The sequence below is a fragment of the Nostoc sp. FACHB-110 genome (assembly GCF_014697425.1).
GTDB lineage: Bacteria > Cyanobacteriota > Cyanobacteriia > Cyanobacteriales > Nostocaceae > Nostoc_B.
Map to the genome: position 1 here is coordinate 1 of NZ_JACJRU010000065.1, position 19,985 is coordinate 19,985.

Here is a 19,985-nt window from a genome sequence, read left to right on the forward strand (position 1 = left end):
GTCAGAAATACCCTTAAACGGCTGCCCATACCCCTGTTACCCTAGTAGACACATTTATGTATTTACTTATCTTTACACAGTTTGGTTTTTTCACCTTGTTCTACTTAGATATTCAATTCGTAGCCCAAGAGGAGGCGGCGGTTCACTTTAACAATTTCAAGCTACAACTGCACCATCAACCTTTGCGGTTGACAAATAAACCCCTGATTGATTTTCTGTTACAACAGGCATTATCAATAGCTGCTAAACACCATTTCCCAGTACAATTTCATACTGGTTATGGAGATCCTGACTTAGATTTACGATTAGCTAATCCTCTGAATCTGCGATATTTACTAGAGTCGCCACAGTTTTGTAGTGTACCAATAGTATTGCTACACGCTTCTTATCCTTATATGCGAGAGGCTGGTTATTTAGCTTCTGTCTATCCTCAGGTTTATTTAGATTTTGGTTTAGCAATCCCTTTTTTAAGTGTTTCTGGGATGCGACAAGCAATCCAGCAATTATTAGAATTAGCTCCGACTACGAAGTTGATGTATTCTTCTGATGCTCATTCCATCCCTGAACTCTACTATTTGGGTGCAAAGTGGGGTCGCCAAATTTTAGCAGAAGTATTAGAGCAAGCAATTAGAGATTCTGATATTACTGTAGCTGAAGCTGAATCAATTTCTGTTGAGATTCTGCGTAGCAATGCGTTAGTTCTTTACCAATCAGCGCACGAAACAAGCCCTAGTCTGTAGGATTATTTAGCTCTTCAGAATATAGATGATGATTGTTCCTGATTAGTGATAACGGAACAAAGTCTCTAGATAAACTTGTGCCACTCGGCGGTCGCCGTCAGCATTCTGTAGCAGAAACAGTGAGACAGCAGCGGTCAATACCCGGTTTTCATCCCATTCAGGGTGCTGTTGTAAGTAGTCTTTGAGACACTCATGTAAAGTTTCGGGAATCTCTGTGAGGATGCTAACGGTTGCGTTCATAGGCTGAGGGCTTCTAGTAAATCAATCAGAGCAACTAGCTTTAAATGAGGCAGCTAAAAGCAAATATGCTTCAACTACTGAAGCAAGTTTATACAGTTAGTCTTTGTAGCTTACAGAACTATAGAAGCTAGTCGAATTATTGTGCGGCCAGAGGGGGTGGTTTTGTCAATGCTACGAAATGTTAAGTACAACTACAGAAAGAATCAAGATTTACAGCAGCATAAGGGCTTAAGATAGATTTCCGTTACTTTACTTAATAAAAACTCAGTGTTTAAGTTTTCCAGAGCTATCAAATAAAATCCCCAGCGATGCAACTAAAGCCTATGGGTCTGTCGATTATCTGTGGAGAAACTGAAAGTACCTGTGGAAAAGCTGTGGAATGAGTGCGGAAAAGTTAGGCTAATGATAAGAATTACAAAAAATAAAAAACTTTATACTGCGGTAAGATGTGAAACTTAAGGCTATTTGAGCTAATAAGGGAGTTATTCAGCCTTTAGAATAAAGTGATGTCTCAAGTTGTGATTGTTGGGGCAGGGCCTACTGGTGCAACGCTGGCAGTTTTGTTTGCCAAACGCGGCATTGAAGTGAAATTAGTTGAAGTATCGCGTAACTTCCACCGCATTTTTCGCGGTGAAGGATTGATGCCAAGTGGATTAGATGCCCTTGCACAAATGGGATTGTTGCCCATTTTGGAAAGTATTCCTCATCGTGCTTTAGATGCGTGGGAGTTTTTCATCGACAATCAGTTTTTGTTTCGCGCACAGGAACCATTTGAAACTGGTGAGAGGTCAACAACGCTTGTCTCACAGCCATCTCTACTAGAAGCTCTCATCGCCGAAGGTAGCAGCTATTCTAATTTTGAATTCATACAGGGTGTGCCTGTACAAGACTTACTCTGGAATGACAAAAGGGTAAGAGGTGTCAAACTGGGTGATGAGCGCACTATTGACGCTGATTTAGTTATTGGTGCAGATGGTCGTAATTCTGTTGTTCGGCAACGAGCGAATTTACCTTTAGAGCATTATTCTAAAACTTTTGATGTTCTGTGGTTCAAATTAGCCTGTAGTCCTGATTGTGGGTTGGAGAATATATTTTATTCAATTGTGAATGGTACTCATGCGTTTGGTTTGTTCCAAGGAGCAGAAGGGAATCTGCAATTAGGTTGGTCGCTGGGTGAGGTTTCTGGCAGTGATTGGCGGCAAGTTGATTGGCCGGAGATGCTATTGTCCGTATCACCTCCTGGTATAGCAGAACAGATAAAACAAAATCAGCACACAATTGAACGACCAGTGTTGTTGTCTGTGGTAGTTGGGCGTTGTCCACGCTGGTACAAACCAGGATTACTGCTTTTGGGTGATGCGGCTCATCCGATGTCACCGATTCGCGCCCAGGGGATCAACATGGCTTTAAGAGATGTGATTGTTGCCGCCAACCATTTAGTTCCAGTCTTGCTCTCGAAAAAGCTAGAGCATTCCAGCATTGATGCAGTTTTACCTCAGATTCAAGCACAAAGGGAGCCAGAAATTGTGCGTGTGCAAAAACTTCAAGCTCAAGAAGCAGGGCAAGCTGAACTATTAGGTAAAAGTGCATTATTGCGATGGGTAGTAAGTAAACTACCGCCTGTGCTACGACAATTTATTCGCCAGTCTTGGCTATTGCGGCAGATTCAGTTACGTCAAGGAATCAAGCCATTAGAGTTAACTGTTTAGTTATTTAAGGATTTTGATTGTGTACTCTCAACTACTAGCATATTTGAGAACTCGTTCCTATTCCCAACGCCATACGGTCTCGACTGTTATTTCCTTGCCGTTAGTAAACTTGATGAATTCTGCACCGTCATTATAAAACACATCAGCAACCATTCGATTTCTTACATCGTAACCCCAAATTTTCTCTGCTGTCTTCCACCACCTCTGTCCAGGCGATTCTAACATAGGTAGCTCTAAATACTCATCACGCCAGATCATCGGCTTCCATTGTTCTTGCAATGCTCTAACCAAAATCCGGTTGGGAAACATTTCTTTGTTATTTTCATGTAGCCACAGCATATAGCTGATAGAACTTCTGAGTGCATCTTCTAAGCCGTATGTACAAGCTTCAAGCGCATTTTGGACTTCTTCGTTGGAGAAATTAACACCCAGAGTGGCTAACGCTCGTTCGTATATTTTGAATATTTCGTACTCAATCGAGTCTTGTTCCCAGAACCACACCCCTTAAGCCTCCTATGAGCTAACGCACTTCAACCGTTTTTGGGTTTTTCTACCTTAATTATGAATAGTTAAGGCTTGCTCTTATATTTCGGTTATGTGTTTTATGCAGTAGTTGACAGAGTTTCTTTCTTTAGACGAGTTTGTAAATCCATAATCAAATTATCGCCATTTCGTCGTGCTTCCCATGAGCCAGAATAGCGGGAACCAATGTTCCACTTACCCTGCACATAATCCTCGTTTTGGGAGATTGTGCCTGTGTAAGTAACTGGTGCGTATGAGGTTACTAAATAACGCTTTACGAAGCTGAGACTACGCCCGATTACATCACCCTGAACTGTTGCTTCACCTAAATAGTTATCATCTAGGATAGAACCTGTAAAAGCATTTCCACTCTGTACCAATGATGCTTCAAATCGTGTTGGCATTTCATCTTGCCAATAGGTTCCAAGCCAATTACCGCTTACGTCCGCCATAGAATTATCCAGTAATTGTGATGAGCATAATTTTAACTTTAGTTACTTAACTAAACTTGTTTTTATTTCCAGACTGCGCCAGAGATACCAACAAGCAATTGAACGGTAAGGTTTCCACCTCTGCCCTAAATCTTCAACAGTTTTTTTATTAGGGAGTTGAGCTAAACCATAAAGGTGGCGAATGGCGGCACGAATACCTAAGTCATCTACAGGTAAAACATCCAGTCGATGCAGCCGAAACATCAATAACATCTGGACTGTCCAACGCCCAATACCCTTGATTGGTGTTAAGGCTTTGACTATTTCCTCATCATCCATTGTCTGCAATTGTTCTACAGTCGGTAATCCATCTGTGGCTTTTTGAGCTAAATCTTTTAAATACACAATCTTGGGGCGTGAAATACCTACACCGCGTAAAACTTCATCTGGGGTACTCAGGATATCTAAAGCTGTTGGTAGGTTTTGGGGATAAAGCTGCAAAAATCTACTGTGGATAGCGGCGGCGGCTTTAGTTGATAATTGCTGGTAAAGGATTGACCTCGACAACGAAAACAGCAAGTCTTGTGTCTGTTGGACTTGGTAGAGTTGACAATCTCCTACTATTTCTATGACACTTGCTAAGATTGGATCGGAATTTTTGAGTGTTTGGATTGCGGTTGAGTAATCCATTCTTCTCCACAGTCATATTCAAGCGAGCGCTCTAAACTGTATCATCTTTTAAAATAAGTTAATTTTGCGGTAAGCTTTTGTGGTTAACAAACCATTTATCAGCCTCATCAGCAGAAAATACTGTTATGAGTCAGGATGTCTATCCACCTAACTGGAAACAAATTGCCATAGCACTTAAAGATGCTTGTAATTGGCGTTGTACTCGGTGCGATCGCTTATGCTTGCGTCCTGAAGAAAAAGCACCTCATTTAACCCTATCCCAACGCAAAGCCTACACTCTGCAAGTACATCATTGGAATCGAGACCCTAGTGACAATCGCCTCGAAAACTTAGTCTGCTTATGCAGTGGCTGTCACCTTTATTATCACCGTTTTGGACGTGGCAACGTTTCTCCTGGGCAATTATCTTTGTTTGATGAACGAAAGGTTTGTTGATAGCGGGCTATTAATATGGTGCTTGAATCCGCCCTCCAAGTTGAATTATTCGTCCCAAGTCATCAGCATTTCGCCAAGTTTCAATTATTTTTCCATTCACAATCTGATGAATAAATGTAGCTGTAAAAGTCTGTTGCTTACCTTGCGCCGGAATGCCAAAAAAACTTTCTTGGGTACAGGTATTCGTTGCACGCACTACAACTTTATCACCTTGGGCAATTACGTCTTCAATTGTCCAAGTCTGCTTGATTTCTCCAAATGAGCCAAACAACTGACGTACTCCATCTGGCCCTTGCGCTAGTTCTGGCGGCCCACCATGCAATTTCCATGTCGAAGCGGTCATCGCACAAATAGCTTCGACATTATGCTCGCTAATCAGTTCAAACCAGCGTTGAGCGATGATTTTGTTATTCTCAATCTCAGACATTATTGCTCCTATTTCAGGAAAGGTAAAAACTCACGCAATTCCTTGCTTAAAATTGTAATTAACCAGACAATTTTCTGCTGAAACTTGATTGTCTGTGTTTAATCAAACATAGGTTTGGACATAGTAAAAAGCTCAAACTTATACTTATTATTTAAATAGAGAAAATAACAGGTATCTAATGCCTAGCAAAACAATTGAAGTCAAAGAGTACACAGTCAGAGCGCATAAACGTCAGATACATACACGCGTATTCAACTTCGTCTGCAAGCAGTGTGAGCAGACGACCTCTCGTGAGACTTATGGCCCACGCCCCCTGTACTGCGAAACCTGCCGTCCTCCAGGGCCACCGAAGAAGTCTGCTGTAGCTGCACCTGCCAAGAAAGGTAAGCCCAGGGCTAAGGTTTATCAAAGTGATACAGATTTTCAGAAGTCTTCGTGAGCGATCGCTGCCGCAGCAAATAAAATGCTTCTGGTGATCTCATCCAGAAGCATTCAGTATATTTCATTTGAGAATTGAATTGATTCTGAGAACAATTGTACTACTAGACAGATGTTTTGTTAACCCGTAGCGATGCCTTCTCTTTGGGAGACGATACCGCGTAGCTTGCTTGGACGTAGGAGTAAGACAAGCCTAAGAGTGGAAGCAATTGCTATGATAATGGGACTGTGCTTGTTAGTCTATAATCTAGCACAAAGAAAGTTAAGACAAGCATTATTAACATCAGATGGTAGCATCAGAAACCAGGTGAAGAAATTCACAAATAAACCAACAATGAGGTGGATATTTCAGATGTTTCAATCTGTACATTTGTTGTTCGTAGATGGACAGCAACAAATCAGCAATTTAACAGAGGAACGTCAAAAAATATTAATTTATTTAGGTGAAAGTTGTCGTCAATACTATCTGATGATTTGAACTGGGTTATTTGACTGAAAACGCTAGAATAATTTTTAAATAAATCAGAATTTGAGCGAAGATTATAATAAGATTGGCTAAGTTTACATTGGTAATTTTAGATAAATTATTTGACTGACTGCGAAAATAAATATATTAGGAGAATCTAGAAAATTAACTTAATTGTCTATTCCATAATTGTTGGAAAAAAAGTAAATTTAACCCCAAAAGATTAGAGTAATAAAAATCTTCTAGGCTTGATTTTTCAAAATTACTGATAATATCAGTCACATCTGCGGAATGTGGGATCTAGCACAAGCAACACTGTATTTAGCAACTGCGCCGAAGTCAAACAGCATCATTGGCTTTTTTGATGCACTAGCATCAGTAGAGCAAGAAAAAGAGAAAGAAGTACCGAATCATTTGAAGGATGCGAATCGGGATAAGAAAGGATTTGGACATGGGCAAGGTTATCTTTACCCTCACGCCTACCGAGATCACTGGGTAGCACAACAATATTTACCAGCCAGTCTGCAAGGGCAAGTATTCTATCAACCATCAGCCCAAGGCAAAGAAAAAGAAATTAGCACCAAAGTTTTGCGTCACCGCGAAGCCCAACTAGCTGCACTGATGGAAGGTAGCACTGTTGCACCATTAGAGATTCTGACCTATGGAAGTAGCGATCGCTCTAGTGAGCGTTGGTTACAGCGAACACTTTCACAAGTAGGTACACAGTTAGCAAATGTTAGAGAACGGATTTTTGATTTAGCAAAATTGCAAAGGCATCACTTAGTGTTAGATATCAATGCTGGCACGGGTTTACTAACTTGGGAAGCGATTCGGCAAGTTCCAGAAGGTGGAGTATATGCTTGTGTTCGCACGAATACCGATGCGAATGCGCTACAAGAGCAAGCAGTAGACCTACCCCAACTGATGCGTCCGGTGATTCTAACGGAGCCAATCTCTCGATTGTCAGATGTATTGGCCCAGGAGGCAGCAAATGTGCAGTTTGATTGCATCATAGGACGCAATGCCCTAATGTCGGAGCCTGAAAAATTACAAGCTGCCCAAACGTTAGCTCAACTAATACCGACAGGGGGAAAGCTGGTACTAGCAGAGACTGTACCACGTTATACTCAAAGGTTATATCGCTTACTTCCAGCAAACGCATTAGATAAACAGTTGTACAAACGATTAGTTGATGCAGAAGAAGCGATGTACGCTAATCAATTAGACCCCATGCTCAACTGGGATGCTGATGACTTACGTGATCCTTTTGCATCAACAGGGTTAACAGTAGATATGGTAGTTGAACAAAATTCAACGCAAATGCACATTAGTAGTGCTTTCTTGGAGCGTTTATTTGCTACTAAGGGTACTCGACCGAGTTATGCACAACGTTTGGGAGAGCAACTTACATTAGAAGAGTTAGGAAGGCTTAAAGAGACTTTCACCCAATATTTGCTGAATCAAACAATTAATTGGCAAAGTGTGATCGCTTTTCTCAAAGCTTATAAAGTTTAATTTCTTATTAAAATGTCGTATTTTAAAATACGACATTTTAATGGATGTGGAGATTAATATTTGCTAAAACCTAAAATCAATCAGACAAAGAATGTATGATATTTGCCTAAAGACACGAACGTTAAGGCAATTGTTGTAAGTCAATTCCATATTTATGTATGGTGAGGTTTTAATGGCGCAGGTAATTATTGCGGTTTTGGCAAATGCTGGCGGTGTGGGGAAAAGTACTTTATCTGTACATCTAGCTTATGAAGTTAGTAAGCGTAAACACAAGGTAGCATTGCTAGATTTAGATCCACAGCGATCGCTAGATGTCTTTTGTGGTTTAGAAGCAGTCGAAGCAGAAAACACAATGACCAAGGTTTTAGCAAAAGACTTTAAGGGCGACTGGGTTTTAGTATCAGCATGGGATGAGGCAAGAATAGAAGTTTGCCAAGGACATCCATCACTAGCGGATACAAGCAATGATTTAGTAGTTCGTAAACGAGGAGAATATACATTAGCGGATAGACTGCACAAATATCCTTTACCCCATGATGTGGTAATTATAGATTGTCCAGCTACTTTGGGGATGCTGAATGTAAATGCTTTAGCAGCCGCTACTAATATTTTAGTGCCGATACAGCTTGAAATGAAGGCAATATCAGGTGCTGCGGAGTTACTGGAATGGTGTATTAATACATCGGAGGAACTACAGCTAGATCCCAAACCTTCTATTATGGGTTTCGTTCCAAGTATGTATGATGAGGCGATAGCAATGCACAGACAGTACTATTCACAACTGCCAGCAATTGCCGAACAATTAAATGTTAAATTGTATCCAAAAATTCGTAGTTCTAATGAGTTTAAAAATGCCAGCGCGCATGGATTACCTCTGCATAAATATCGAAATAAACATCCAGCTTGTAAAGATTTTAAGCAAATTGCAGATGATGTAGTTAAATTAATCAAAAGTAAATAAGGAAATTTTATGCCGAAAGCTTTACCACAAATAGGTGAAAAATTTAAAGGGGCAGTTCAAAAAACAGAGCAAGAGAAAAAAATTGCTCAACTACAAGCAGAAGTAGAACAACTAAGAATCAAGCAAGCTCCCGAACTTGAAGCTGAGTTACAGGTGTTACGAGAAAAACTGCGGCATCATTCAGGAGAAGCGGAAGTTGAGCTTGAATTAATCGATCCTAATCCTAATCAACCAAGACAAACAATTACTGTTGAATCGATTCAAGCAAAAGCACGGCTATTAAAAAAACATGGACAGATTACCCCCATCATTCTTGTAGCACAAGAAAATGGGCGTTACATACTGCTGGATGGGCAATTGCGTACTGAAGGGGCAAAGCTATTAGGATGGAAGTCTATTCGGGCTGTTATTGTCCCGATGCCTCAAGATTTAACGCAATCGTCCCTAATTACTTTTCTTGGATTTGAAGACTTAAACCCATTAGATAAAGCTGAAGCTATTGTTCAAGAACTACATAAATCAACAGAGTTAGATTTAGAAGAAATTTCTACAGTCTTAGCAACTGTGCTTAAACGTATAGAGCGTGATGGTAAGAGTAGAGAGTTGACAAAATTAGTTGCTTTAGATTTAGAGCAACAAAAGTTAGGATTAGAAACTCTAAATGTAATAGCTGAAGAACAAAATTTGTTTTTAGCATTGTTAGAGTTAGGATTAAACCCTGCTTCAGTAAAATCTAATCTTTTACCGATGCTGTCCCTACCAGATGATTTGAAAAAAGCAATTCGCTATAAAGGATTGAAAGGGGCGCACGCTTTGGCACTTGCAACGTTATCTGCAAAAGCCTTAGATATATCTGAAGAAGAGGCTCAGAAAGAACGAACTAAAATTACAGAAAAAGTTCTAGTAGAGAATCTCACAGTTCCAGAAACACGAGAACTTGTTAGACAAACTAAAGCTAAATATTTAACACGAACATTATCAGAGTCCAAAGAAGTCAAATCCATAATCCAAAAAATCAGTAGTTTATCAGAAACATCATTAATTCATGCAAGTACTGAGCAACTTCAAGAACTAAAAGTACTTTTGCAAAAGAAATTAGCTGAAATAGAGAATTTAAGCCAGCAATAACCTTAACAGCGATACTGACCCTACTAACCCGGAGCAGCAGTCTAAACCACCCACACTACTAAAACCTCGAACTCAAAAGCAGATTTAACAGATAGGTTTCAACATCTCCAGTTTTTAGATGCAATAAACCAGAAAAGCAAGTAATTTTTGAATGCTGGCACTGTCAACAGGGAATAATTAGCGAGTTTAGGGAAGAACCAATAAAAGGAGAGTTCAAAGGAAAGCCTTCCATCGCTCCGGTAAATGTAGAATGTACTAACTGCGGTAAGACCGCTATCAAATTAGCTACAGGAAAGGTACTATCGACACAGCGATACCTTAACTTTGGAAGCAATGATGGTACAGATATTAAATTCAGAATTATTAGAAAGAAATATAATGCCAAAATTAACCTGTTTAACTACACAGTTAATTGTACTAACAGCCCTGACCCTGGCAAGTTGCAGTACTACTAGTGTTGAACAATACGAAGCGACAGCACTTACCAGTTATACCTGGCAAGTAAAGTATGCCAATAACTTAACTAATGCACCACAGCCAAGGATTGAAAGCTTTGGCTCTGCATCATTGCTGAATCGGAATGGAGTGAAACCAGCAGGAGCAGTGGAATGCCCCGACAATCAAGGGCTATGGTGGCCGACTTTACCACCACGCCCAAGCATTGATGAAGTAGAGCAACGCAAAAGACCTCAAGAAGAGGCAGGTAAACCAGAACTACAGAAAACCGTGAAATATCACATTACTTATGGTGTGGGCGAGGAACAGAAAACGCTACCCACTAATTATGATGTTTATCGGCAGGTAGTGAAGGCCTCCCCGTCCCGCATTCCGTTGGAATTAACTTTCGGATTAAATGATGACTCAATAGAAAAGGCTGAACCAGTTAGCAAGTAATCGTTTGACAAACTAAGCCAAACAAGGAGAATCCTTGTCTGGGAAAGAAAATTAAGCCTTCTAGTAAAAATTATCCATCTTCTGCACAGGGGATTGCGCTTCAATTCAAAATCCAAATTTATTCGCTGACTAAATGAATTTTTTAAAATTCCTAAAAATAAGTAAACCCGGTAAAAAATCTAAAGTTTTAAATGGGTGCTAAATGGGGGTCATATAACCCCTAAAAGCTAAAATTGCCTGATGGGTGCTAAATAGGTACTAAATGGGGGTCATATAACCCCTAAATAGGGTATCCTCAAAAAGTCCTGATTTTATGCCGTAATTAACCCCAATGACTTTTTTGAATTCAAAATGCAAAATTAAAAATTAAAAATGAAGAATGAAAATAATGCGCGAATTAATCAATTTTTTGAGGTCTTGCCCCGCCACACACAGTTAATGCTGAGTTTAATTTCCTAATAATTGTCTTTAATTGTGAACTTTGAATTTTGAATTTTGAATTGGAGCAAAGCGACATGACGAACATCCACGCACTGCAAAAAATTTTCCCAGCCGGCTTTGACAATGGCTACGGAAGTTTAAAGCTGTTAGTCGATGGTTTTGAAGTTGTCAGAGTTCCCAGCTACATTTCCACAGCAGATATGGAAGATGTTCCCGGACGTGTCGAATTTAACGGGACAGCATACACAGTCGGAGAATCTGCTTTTCGCGCCGGAGATCATTTTGAACGCAACACAGATAGCAATGAAAACAAAGTCAAGAATGCGCTGACTACTTTGCTGGGAGCATTAGCACATTTGCCACACCGAAAAGCTTGGCATCTGAAGTTAGTCGTCAGCTTGCATGATGTCGCTCTAGCAAAAGACTTAACGCAAGTCCTCAACGGTGAATACCAAGCGACACTGGCGGGAAAACCTTCAGAAGTTAAGGTAGAAGTGCTAAAAGTTGTTCCCGAAGGAATGGGGGCATTGTTTGGACAAGCACTACCCAAAAAATTAACAGTGATCGACTTCGGCAATGGTACAACGCTTTATTCGAGGTATACCCAAGGCAAACGAGAAGTACACACTCCCTATCCGGTAGGTGTAGAAGTTCTCATAGATGAGATTGCCCAAAAAATGAAACATCTCAATCCCGGATTTCTCACAAGCAGTAAAAAATCAATTTACATGACCTGATGTAAGGCTTTTTTCTGATACATCATCAATCAAAATTTAGGCGCAGAGATAAATTAAGTATAAAGTCGCGGTTGCCAAGTAAAAATAATTACTATTTTTTATTAATAGTAAAATTAAAATGCTCTGTTCATAAAATACCCGCATTCCAAAACCAGACTTGAATTAACCCAAGCCCAAAGTATCATTGATTAGAAATAAGCAAAAGGCAATTTAACTTCAATTTAAGCAGTATTAGGAAGCATTTTTAAGCGTCTATGAGCAGTAGCAAAGATATGTTTGTATGGGCAAGAACTAGTAATTGCGATTAAAATACGGCGTGTACTTACAGTAATTAAAGCTCCTAACTTCAATAACTTGGTACGAATAGTTCCAACAGTAGCATTTTGTAATTCAGTTTTAGTTAAACATTTTTGGCGTAAAGCATTCATCAAAACGTAAGCTAAAGAAGAGAACCATAAACGCAATTGGTTTCCAGCAAATGTATGAGTGCTTGTTCTATCACTAAAAAGCTCTAATTGTTGTTCCTTAAAGCGATTTTCCATCTCCCCGCGCTGACAATATTTTTGTTTATACAGTTGACTAGGAGGTACTTTATTAGTAGCTAAAGAAGTTACAACAAAACGAATTTTAGCTACCTTTTTCCCATATTCAACCTTACAAACAACACGACGACTACGGCTCCAAGATTCACGGGTTTGATAGTTTAAAGACTTGTACCAAATTGAATTATTAATCAAATCTTCCGCAAGGGAAGGAAGTTGTTCATCTGGCTTAAATACTGTTTCTAAGAATGAAACTACTGTTGATAGTTTTTGCTCAAACTCAAGCGAGGCTCTATTTTGAGTCGTGGTAGTCATCCCAATTAAACGGCTATTTTGCGCCAATCCAAAAACGTAATCAACTCCCCTTAGTGACTCACACCATGTCATGATATCGTCTCTGGAATAAGCACTATCTCCTCGTACTAAAATCTCAACATTCTTCCATTGTTGACGTATTTGTTTAATCACTCTTTGTAGTTCTGATAATGCCCCAAATGCTGGGTCTACGTTTGAAGGGCGAAGTTTGGCTGCCAATAAGTGTTTCCCACAAAATATATAAAGTGGAGCATAGCAGTATCCTCCATAATAAGTATTGAAGAAAACTTGCTCCTGTGAACCGTGTACTAAATCATCTGTTACATCTAAATCTAAAATGATTTCTCGTGGTTCTTTCGAGTAAGATTCTAGAAATAATTTGACGAATAAGCCTTCAATTTGCTCTGGAGAATGCCCGATTTTATGGTAACGGCTATCTGTCCCTTGTTCCACATCTTCAGGACAATGTTCCAGCCGATTTAATGTACTCTTCCCTGCCAATATTGCTGTTTATACGTCAGATTTGAATGACATAGATATCAATTTGGGAGCATCCCAACAGAAAGTTACTAGTGGCTCAACCTACTCTGAACAAGAGGATTCAGGCAATGAAACATTTTCGCTAGATTTTGATTTATGAATTAATTGTTGGGGCGAGACTTCAAACAGAATAAAATTATTAAACTTCTGACAAAGATCAAGAAAGTATTTACCGATCTGATCAGCATCGATATAAATTGGGGGAAAATACATCGGTTCGAGGTAGTATTTTTTACTTCACTCTAGAAAAGAGGCAATTGTATGAGCGAAGTTTCCCACCCTGCTATTAGACAAAATCCACCCTTGTTGATTGTAGAAGACAGCAATGAAGACTTTGAAGCTATAGAACGGTTTATAGGGCGTTCCCCAATTTTTGTGCCGATTTATCGATGTGTAAATGGCGAGCAGGCATTGGCATTTCTCTATCACAGCGGGAAGTATATTCAGCCTGAGACTGCGCCTCGTCCAGGGATGATTGTGCTTGACCTGAACCTACCTGGAACAGATGGCAGGGAAGTATTGCATCGAATAAAACAGGATGATAATCTAAAAACCATTCCTGTCGTTGTTTTCACTACATCCAATAACCCGAAAGATATTCTGGATTGCTACAACTACGGAGTCAATAGCTACATTGTCAAGCCGATAAACTTTTCCCAATTGAAGCAAAACATCCAGATGCTTGTAGATTATTGGTTTGGAGTCACGACGCTGCCTGATTCCCCCAAAAATTCATCATGAGCAAGCAACAGCGCACTGTCTTAATTGTGGATGACTTCTCAGAAGACCGAGAACTATACAAACGGTGCCTGTTAGGAGATAAAGATTGCTCCTACAACATCCTAGAAGTAGCATTGGGTGAAGAAGGGTTAGAACTATGGGAGCAGTATCAACCAGATACTGTGTTGCTGGATTATCGCTTGCCAGATATGGATGGACTGGAATTTCTGGACAGATTGCAATCTCTAACTCAACAACCGCGCTTACCTGTGATTGTGGTTACGGGACAGGGTAGTGAAGCGATCGCAGTGCAGGCAATGAAAAAAGGGGCGCAGGATTATTTAGTCAAAGGGCAGATCACCCCAGAAAGACTGCAACTAGCCATTAACTCAGCGATCACTACAGTACAGTTACACATCGAACTACAACAACGGATTAACAGACAAAATTTAGTAGCGGAGATTACGAAAAAAATCCATCAAACCCTGGATTTAGAGGAAATTTTGCAAACCACTGTCACCCAAATTCGGCAGTTTCTCAACAGCGATCGCGTCTTGATTTTTCGCTTGGAGTCAGATGGCTGGGGAAGGGTGACAAAAGAATCGGTAGCAACAGGCTGGACATCTCTTCTATCTACTTCTTACCAAGATCCCTGTTTAAACGAAAGCTATATTAATCCTTTTCGCCAAGGACTGGTAACTGTCAAACCGGATATCTATGATGACAGCATTGACCCCTGCCACGTCGAATTACTGGCGAATTTAGAAGTACGAGCAAACTTGGTCGTGCCGATTTTACAAGAGCAAAATTTATGGGGAATGCTAATTGTTCATCACTGTCAAGCACCTCGACAGTGGCAAGCAATAGAGATCGATTTGCTCAAAGAATTGGCAACTCATCTGGGTATTGCCCTGCGGCAAGCAGAGTTATATCAGCAAGCACAGCAAGAATTAGCAGAGCGTAGCCGAGGCAAAGCTTTATTAAAACAAGCCAACGAATCTCTAGAGCAAAGAGTTACCGAGCGGACGGTGGAATTGGAAACGGTAAACAGCCAATTGCAACAGGAACTATTGCAGAGACAGCACACCCAGAAAATTTTAGAAGAACAGGCACAGCTTTTAGACCTTGCCCATGACAGCATCATGACCCGCGCACTTGATGGCAGGATTACCTTTTGGAACAAAGGCGCAGAGGGAATGTATGGCTGGACTGTCGGCGAGGTATACGGACAGATATCTCATGAACTATTGCAAACTCAGTTTCCTTCATCCTTGACAGATGTAGAAGCAGAATTGTTAAGTCAGGACTACTGGGAAGGAGAACTAGTGAATTTGCGGCGTGATGGCACACCTATAATTGTTGCTAGCCGCTGGGTATTGCAACGCGATCAACAAGGCAACCCGATCAAGATATTAGAAATCAACAATGATATTACCGAACCTAAACGTGCCGAAGAACAACTACGCCGTAGTAATGAGCGTATAAGTTTAGCCAATGCAGAATTAGCTAGAGCCGCCCGCCTGAAAGACGAATTTATGGCCAATATGAGTCACGAGTTACGAACTCCATTGAACTCAATTTTGGGAATATCAGAATTACTCTTGGAAGAGGTATTTGGCAGCTTAACTGACCGACAACGCCAGTTTTTACAAACAGTAGAACATAGTGGTCGACACTTACTAGAGTTGATTAACGATATTTTAGACCTCTCCAAAATTGAATCGGGGAAAATGGAACTAAAACTGGTTTCTATGTCAGTTCATCCACTGTGTGAATCCAGTCTTAACTTTGTGAAACAACAAGCCGGACACAAACAAATTCAACTTGAGTGTCAAATTGACGAAAATGTCCCAGAAATTGAAGCCGATCAACGCCTCTTGCTCCAGGTATTAGTCAATTTGCTAGCCAATGCGGTGAAATTTACCCCCGAAGGTGGTAGCGTCAGGCTGGAAGTCAGAATGAATTTGCCTGAACAGACTGTGGAATTTAGAGTGATTGATAACGGAATTGGGATTGCTGCGGCTGATATGAGTAAGTTGTTTCAACCATTTGTGCAGTTAGACAGTTCCCTATCACGACGTTACTCAGGCACAGGGTTAGGATTAGCCTTAGTAAGGCGCATTGTCGCTCTCCACAGCGGACGCATTCAACTTGAAAGCGAGTTGGGTCAAGGGAGTTGCTTTACTGTCATCTTGCCTTGGCATCCCATAGAGGATCAGGATGAAATACCTTTGGTATCGGACACATCACTAAAAGATGTTTTGATTCAGCAGGTTTTGGTAGTAGAAGATTCCACTGCTGCTGCTAGTCAAATTAAGCACTATTTAGCTGAAATGGGTGCAACTAGTGTAATTCACCCAATTGGAGAAGGTGCATTGCAAGTTGCCTTGCGAATCAAGCCAGATGTGATAGTTCTAGATTTATTGCTTCCTGACTGTTCGGGATGGGAAGTATTAACCAAGTTAAAAGCCCATTCTCAAACCCAGCATATACCTGTTCTAGTTATTTCTGTAGTTGATCAGCGCTCGCGCAGTTTGGAGTTAGGTGCGGCTGAACACATTTTAAAACCTCTCTCCCGACAAAAGTTTTATCAAACATTGACCCGGATTTTTTTGAATGTACAACAGCCAAACCTACAAACTGCCCTGGTAATTGCAGCTATGGAATCATCAAAAAAGCCCATAATTCTGTTAGCAGAAGATAATGAAGCTAATATCATCACAACCATGAGCTACTTGGAAGCAAACAACTTTTTAGTAATGCTAGCCCGCAATGGACGAGAAGCGGTGCAAATAGCAAAACAACATCAGCTCAATCTCATTTTAATGGATATTCAAATGCCAGAGATGGATGGATTAGAAGCGATTCGGCAAATCCGTGCTGATGTCAAAAATCGTGACATCCCGATTATTGCACTAACAGCTCTAGCAATGCCTGGTGATCAACAACGATGTATAGATGCAGGCGCAACGGAATACTTATCCAAGCCTGTGAGACTCAAGAATTTATTAGAGATAATTTCCGCTTATCTCTCCGAGGAGCCGCCAAGATCCTAATCCCGTTAGCGAAATATTACTTAACATAAAAAGAACAGCACGAGTGAAGAAGCACTTGTGCAGGGGGCAGGGAGCAGGGAGCAGGGGAGAAAAACCACCCACAAGGGGTGGGGCTTCAACCAAGGGAGAAAAAGGAGCAAGGGGGCTTTTGCCCACAATTCGGCTTGGTTTGTACCTTTCCCCCTGCCCCCTGCCTCTTATCAAACCCAAAACAGACACTATTCTCAAGACTAAATTGTGGATATGGCGTACTTGAGAATCAACATCTAAATTTATGTCAGATAAGAAAGCCACTCTGATTTTTGTGAATAAAAGTTGTTAAATAAAGAATGAAAATTTCTCTAATAAAAAGAGTAAATAATATTAACGTATTACTCAACTGAATATCCTGATTTTAATTATGAAGTTAAATCAGTACCAAAATACCTGAACTTAGGGTTTAAGTGTAGATCATGATTTTAACCCATATTCCGCACTTCAAATAGAAGTACAAAAAACTACAATTAGTAAAAACGCAAAAAATCAATATTATTTGATCGAGTTTTAAAACACGCCCTAGAATCCCGACCAGTGAATGGTGGGGAGTATGTCAAAGGATTAACAATAGAAGTGCTGGAGTGATACCAGCAACTATACTACTAACTGCAATTATTAGCCCGTCTTTTTCAATCAAGCCAAGACAGATCAAAACGATGATGATTGCTGGAAGCATATTCCCAAAAGGAATTGGCAGTGCAATAATAAAACCGAGTAATAACAAAATCACGCCGACACACCGTTGGGCTTCTGGGCTGGTAAACAACGGCCATCGGGGTTCAAAAAAGCATTCCAGCTGTTCTAGAAAAGGTATAACCCCAGAAATAATTGGCTGAGAATGTTCTTGTTTAAAGGAATGATCTAGTATCCAGTCGGGCAGCCAGGGCTTCGGGAATCCGAGTACTAATTGACCTGACACCAGCATTAAGGGCATGGCAACGAGAGCAGAAATTCCCGCAATTGGCAGAGGTAAGGCTTCAGGCAAAGCGCAGATGAGCAGTGTGGAAGCAAACGCCCGATTCTCCATCTCCATCTCGTTGAATACATCTCGTAGGCTGACCTCATCACCTTGATACTTTTCCAGAAATCGTTGCAACACTTGTGACATTCGCAGAACGTTGTCAGAACTTTCAGGGTTTTCAACTAAGAGTGTTTGTGTATTCAATTTATCTCACCACCAGACAAAATCTGGTTTTGATTGTAACAATCTCAGATACAAGTTATTTCCTTCCAAAGGAAGAAACCTGACTAGAGTGTTTTCAGACCACTATGTAGCATTTGCGGAGAATCCTGTCACTTCTAGTTAGTACAGAAAGCAGTCAAAGATTCTTTTAATACTTTTCAAACATTTTCTCAGGCTCGTAGCAGTATTTATCTATCTTTAAGAGGAATACAGAAGTTTTGTATGAAGTGAAACTTTAAATATAAAGTTTAAGAGCTTTGAGTAAAGCACATAGCCATAAGAATTATTTTTTTTGGTTTATACACCAAATAATTGAAATATAGAAAAGCACTTGTAATTATGACAACTCAATTACAAAAAATCAATTATAAAATAGTTCATGCAGTTGCTGGACGGATGCGTATTAATGTTCCTCTTGTTAAAGAAGATGCTAACTACGCCAATAATTTAAAGCAAACTATAATGTCTCTCAAGGAAGTAACAGATGTCCGAATTAATTCTGTTAACGCTTCAATAATTGTTAAATATAATTTAAATGGCAGAGAGAATCAAATCATAGAGAAAAAAATCGGAAGATGTATTCAGAAAGCTGATATTATAAAAGCAGGAGTGTCATTTTCATCTAAGTCTCTGGAATCGATAGTAGAAAAAAACGATAAACATAACCATCTCAAAGCAGCACCTCCTAGTATTGAGCAACCTAAAAATGGAATTCCTAAAGTAATAAGTAAGTCTTTGGGAATCCAGATGCCGGAAGAATCGTTAGCAGAAATTGATCAATTTCCCTTTAACGTTGATCTAGCAAAGAAAGTATTTGAAATTGGGATTCCTGCACCGTATATACTACAACCCCTAAATGCTGAACTTAACAAGTTTGAAGCGAAAAATGAGAAGGACACAGATTTGCAGCAGATTCAAGTTAATCTTGAAGCCTTTTTTCAAGAGGGAAGATTATTAATTAAAGGTAAAGCCAATGGGCAATTCAGAGAAACCTTAATTATGAATCCTATCACTAATAAAAAATATTATAGCCCGTGGATTTCAATTACTGCTGTAGGTTTAGCAGAACTTGATGTAAAGCTAGTAGATGAAATAATCAATGTTAGTCTCTCTGAAATAAGCATTACTGGGGCTGATGGTAAGTGGTATAAAAAACTAATCAAATATGCTTTTGAACATATTTTTAAAAATCAATTAGTAGATACAATTAACGATGCTCTCTCCAAAATTAATGGTGTAAAAATTCAGCAACTTTTCTTTGATTTGAAGGGAGATGAAAAGCTACGTAAATCAACTCAGAAGTTAGGTTTAACTGCTGAAAGGATAGATGAATTATTGGAATTAGTTGAGGTAAACGCCAGAATATCTTCTGAGCATTTATGGCTATATGTTCAGCTTTAAATTGAATCTTGTAAAGTTTACTGAGCAAAGAACCAGCAATTAAGCGAGAAATGAGCTTTCACCGCACCGATGAATGTCGAGGTAAACGCAAAAGTAGCGTTAGGATAGCTATCGAAATTTACAAGCCTTGTACAAATTACATTTGACGATGCTCGACAGAGATTCTGTCGAGCATCCTTTAATTTTGATTGAGGAAGCGTACACCTTATTTTTAATAAGTAAATCCTAGTCTTTTTTATTTCGACCTTGCCGTAAAAGCTTCTATTGATACTGCTGAATTTTCTCCATAATCCTTTCGCGTTGTGGATGCCCTTCTAAAGATTTCTCAATAGAAGCGAATTCGTCTACTACAATTACATGAGGCTGTTCGCTAGTATTATTTGCGGTTGGGTCTTGGGAGTTCATAGTTTCTAATTTTG

At 39.8% G+C, this 19,985-nt stretch carries 19 protein-coding genes and 2 pseudogenes; 13 read left to right on the plus strand and 8 right to left on the minus strand.

Features of this window, described 5'->3' with window-relative positions:
• Positions 1–56: 56 nt before the first annotated feature.
• Positions 57–740, plus strand: coding sequence for an amidohydrolase family protein (locus H6G69_RS32000; RefSeq protein ID WP_190693541.1), 684 nt, complete (start codon positions 57–59; stop codon positions 738–740).
• A gap of 42 nt (positions 741–782) precedes the next feature.
• On the opposite strand, the gene H6G69_RS32005 is transcribed toward H6G69_RS32000, so the two are convergent.
• A complete protein-coding gene (locus H6G69_RS32005; protein WP_190693543.1) occupies positions 783–980 on the minus strand; it encodes a DUF2811 domain-containing protein in 198 nt (65 codons plus the stop codon).
• 506 nt (positions 981–1,486) lie between these two features.
• Here H6G69_RS32005 and H6G69_RS32010 point away from each other — a divergent pair.
• Positions 1,487–2,689, plus strand: coding sequence for an FAD-dependent monooxygenase (locus H6G69_RS32010; protein WP_190693545.1), 1,203 nt, complete (start codon positions 1,487–1,489; stop codon positions 2,687–2,689).
• Positions 2,690–2,746: 57 nt separating this feature from the next.
• Here the strand turns inward: H6G69_RS32010 and H6G69_RS32015 are convergent, their stop codons facing one another.
• The 3 genes from H6G69_RS32015 to H6G69_RS32025 all read right to left on the minus strand — a co-directional run bounded on the left by H6G69_RS32015 (position 2,747) and on the right by H6G69_RS32025 (position 4,332).
• Positions 2,747–3,190, minus strand: coding sequence for a hypothetical protein (locus tag H6G69_RS32015; RefSeq protein WP_190693546.1), 444 nt, complete (start codon positions 3,188–3,190; stop codon positions 2,747–2,749).
• A gap of 101 nt (positions 3,191–3,291) precedes the next feature.
• The gene (locus H6G69_RS32020; protein WP_190693548.1) at positions 3,292–3,663 is read right to left on the minus strand and encodes a hypothetical protein; all 372 of its coding nucleotides are present in this window, start codon (positions 3,661–3,663) and stop codon (positions 3,292–3,294) included.
• A gap of 42 nt (positions 3,664–3,705) precedes the next feature.
• Entirely contained in the window at positions 3,706–4,332 is a 627-nt protein-coding gene (locus H6G69_RS32025) for a DNA-3-methyladenine glycosylase (protein ID WP_190693550.1), read from the minus strand.
• Between the two features lie 125 nt (positions 4,333–4,457).
• Between H6G69_RS32025 and H6G69_RS32030 the strand changes: the two genes are divergently transcribed.
• Entirely contained in the window at positions 4,458–4,766 is a 309-nt protein-coding gene (locus H6G69_RS32030) for an HNH endonuclease (protein ID WP_190693552.1), read from the plus strand.
• A 10-nt stretch (positions 4,767–4,776) separates the two neighbouring features.
• On the opposite strand, the gene H6G69_RS32035 is transcribed toward H6G69_RS32030, so the two are convergent.
• Complete coding sequence (locus H6G69_RS32035; protein WP_190693554.1) at positions 4,777–5,193, minus strand: ester cyclase; 417 nt, start codon at positions 5,191–5,193, stop codon at positions 4,777–4,779.
• Positions 5,194–5,371: 178 nt separating this feature from the next.
• Here H6G69_RS32035 and H6G69_RS32040 point away from each other — a divergent pair, with 178 nt between their 5' ends.
• The 7 genes and pseudogenes from H6G69_RS32040 to H6G69_RS32070 all read left to right on the plus strand — a co-directional run.
• Positions 5,372–5,632 carry a hypothetical protein gene (locus H6G69_RS32040; protein WP_190693556.1) on the plus strand — a complete coding sequence of 87 codons (261 nt, stop codon included), beginning with the start codon at positions 5,372–5,374 and terminating at the stop codon, positions 5,630–5,632.
• 213 nt (positions 5,633–5,845) lie between these two features.
• Positions 5,846–6,109 (plus strand): hypothetical protein, encoded by a 264-nt coding sequence (locus tag H6G69_RS32045; RefSeq protein ID WP_242072260.1) that lies wholly within the window; start codon positions 5,846–5,848, stop codon positions 6,107–6,109.
• A 279-nt stretch (positions 6,110–6,388) separates the two neighbouring features.
• Positions 6,389–7,612 carry a hypothetical protein gene (locus H6G69_RS32050; protein WP_190693557.1) on the plus strand — a complete coding sequence of 408 codons (1,224 nt, stop codon included), beginning with the start codon at positions 6,389–6,391 and terminating at the stop codon, positions 7,610–7,612.
• A gap of 172 nt (positions 7,613–7,784) precedes the next feature.
• The gene (locus H6G69_RS32055) at positions 7,785–8,573 is read left to right on the plus strand and encodes a ParA family protein (RefSeq protein WP_190693600.1); all 789 of its coding nucleotides are present in this window, start codon (positions 7,785–7,787) and stop codon (positions 8,571–8,573) included.
• A gap of 9 nt (positions 8,574–8,582) precedes the next feature.
• Entirely contained in the window at positions 8,583–9,701 is a 1,119-nt protein-coding gene (locus tag H6G69_RS32060) for a ParB/RepB/Spo0J family partition protein (RefSeq protein ID WP_190693559.1), read from the plus strand.
• 378 nt (positions 9,702–10,079) lie between these two features.
• A complete protein-coding gene (locus H6G69_RS32065; RefSeq protein WP_190693561.1) occupies positions 10,080–10,595 on the plus strand; it encodes a hypothetical protein in 516 nt (171 codons plus the stop codon).
• A gap of 515 nt (positions 10,596–11,110) precedes the next feature.
• A pseudogene (locus H6G69_RS32070) lies at positions 11,111–11,755 on the plus strand (ParM/StbA family protein); the annotation flags it as partial.
• Positions 11,756–11,994: 239 nt separating this feature from the next.
• Here H6G69_RS32070 and H6G69_RS32075 read toward each other — a convergent pair.
• A pseudogene (locus H6G69_RS32075) lies at positions 11,995–13,137 on the minus strand (IS1380 family transposase); the annotation flags it as partial.
• Between the two features lie 294 nt (positions 13,138–13,431).
• Here H6G69_RS32075 and H6G69_RS32080 point away from each other — a divergent pair.
• On the plus strand, positions 13,432–13,911 hold the full coding sequence (locus tag H6G69_RS32080) for a response regulator (RefSeq protein ID WP_190693562.1): 480 nt from the start codon (positions 13,432–13,434) through the stop codon (positions 13,909–13,911).
• Positions 13,908–16,946: a response regulator gene (locus tag H6G69_RS32085; RefSeq protein WP_190693564.1), complete on the plus strand. Its 3,039-nt coding sequence runs from the start codon at positions 13,908–13,910 to the stop codon at positions 16,944–16,946. Before H6G69_RS32080 ends, H6G69_RS32085 begins: the two co-directional genes overlap by 4 nt.
• Before the next feature lie 589 nt (positions 16,947–17,535).
• Here H6G69_RS32085 and H6G69_RS32090 read toward each other — a convergent pair.
• Positions 17,536–18,147 carry an exopolysaccharide biosynthesis protein gene (locus H6G69_RS32090; RefSeq protein WP_199336370.1) on the minus strand — a complete coding sequence of 204 codons (612 nt, stop codon included), beginning with the start codon at positions 18,145–18,147 and terminating at the stop codon, positions 17,536–17,538.
• 357 nt (positions 18,148–18,504) lie between these two features.
• Here H6G69_RS32090 and H6G69_RS32095 point away from each other — a divergent pair, with 357 nt between their 5' ends.
• Positions 18,505–19,566: an HMA2 domain-containing protein gene (locus tag H6G69_RS32095; RefSeq protein ID WP_190693566.1), complete on the plus strand. Its 1,062-nt coding sequence runs from the start codon at positions 18,505–18,507 to the stop codon at positions 19,564–19,566.
• Positions 19,567–19,827: 261 nt separating this feature from the next.
• Here the strand turns inward: H6G69_RS32095 and H6G69_RS32100 are convergent, their stop codons facing one another.
• The gene (locus H6G69_RS32100; RefSeq protein WP_190693568.1) at positions 19,828–19,971 is read right to left on the minus strand and encodes a hypothetical protein; all 144 of its coding nucleotides are present in this window, start codon (positions 19,969–19,971) and stop codon (positions 19,828–19,830) included.
• Between the last annotated feature and the right edge of the window lie 14 nt (positions 19,972–19,985).

Bases quoted from the DNA above. Each gene is read 5' to 3' on its own strand.
- H6G69_RS32000 (WP_190693541.1), top strand. From the start codon at position 57: ATGTATTTACTTATCTTTACACAGTTTGGTTTTTTCACCTTGTTCTAC.
- H6G69_RS32005 (WP_190693543.1), bottom strand. From the start codon at position 980: ATGAACGCAACCGTTAGCATCCTCACAGAGATTCCCGAAACTTTACAT.
- H6G69_RS32010 (WP_190693545.1), top strand. From the start codon at position 1,487: ATGTCTCAAGTTGTGATTGTTGGGGCAGGGCCTACTGGTGCAACGCTG.
- H6G69_RS32020 (WP_190693548.1), bottom strand. From the start codon at position 3,663: ATGGCGGACGTAAGCGGTAATTGGCTTGGAACCTATTGGCAAGATGAA.
- H6G69_RS32025 (WP_190693550.1), bottom strand. From the start codon at position 4,332: ATGGATTACTCAACCGCAATCCAAACACTCAAAAATTCCGATCCAATC.
- H6G69_RS32030 (WP_190693552.1), top strand. From the start codon at position 4,458: ATGAGTCAGGATGTCTATCCACCTAACTGGAAACAAATTGCCATAGCA.
- H6G69_RS32035 (WP_190693554.1), bottom strand. From the start codon at position 5,193: ATGTCTGAGATTGAGAATAACAAAATCATCGCTCAACGCTGGTTTGAA.
- H6G69_RS32040 (WP_190693556.1), top strand. From the start codon at position 5,372: ATGCCTAGCAAAACAATTGAAGTCAAAGAGTACACAGTCAGAGCGCAT.
- H6G69_RS32045 (WP_242072260.1), top strand. From the start codon at position 5,846: ATGATAATGGGACTGTGCTTGTTAGTCTATAATCTAGCACAAAGAAAG.
- H6G69_RS32050 (WP_190693557.1), top strand. From the start codon at position 6,389: ATGTGGGATCTAGCACAAGCAACACTGTATTTAGCAACTGCGCCGAAG.
- H6G69_RS32055 (WP_190693600.1), top strand. From the start codon at position 7,785: ATGGCGCAGGTAATTATTGCGGTTTTGGCAAATGCTGGCGGTGTGGGG.
- H6G69_RS32060 (WP_190693559.1), top strand. From the start codon at position 8,583: ATGCCGAAAGCTTTACCACAAATAGGTGAAAAATTTAAAGGGGCAGTT.
- H6G69_RS32065 (WP_190693561.1), top strand. From the start codon at position 10,080: ATGCCAAAATTAACCTGTTTAACTACACAGTTAATTGTACTAACAGCC.
- H6G69_RS32080 (WP_190693562.1), top strand. From the start codon at position 13,432: ATGAGCGAAGTTTCCCACCCTGCTATTAGACAAAATCCACCCTTGTTG.
- H6G69_RS32085 (WP_190693564.1), top strand. From the start codon at position 13,908: ATGAGCAAGCAACAGCGCACTGTCTTAATTGTGGATGACTTCTCAGAA.
- H6G69_RS32095 (WP_190693566.1), top strand. From the start codon at position 18,505: ATGACAACTCAATTACAAAAAATCAATTATAAAATAGTTCATGCAGTT.
- H6G69_RS32100 (WP_190693568.1), bottom strand. From the start codon at position 19,971: ATGAACTCCCAAGACCCAACCGCAAATAATACTAGCGAACAGCCTCAT.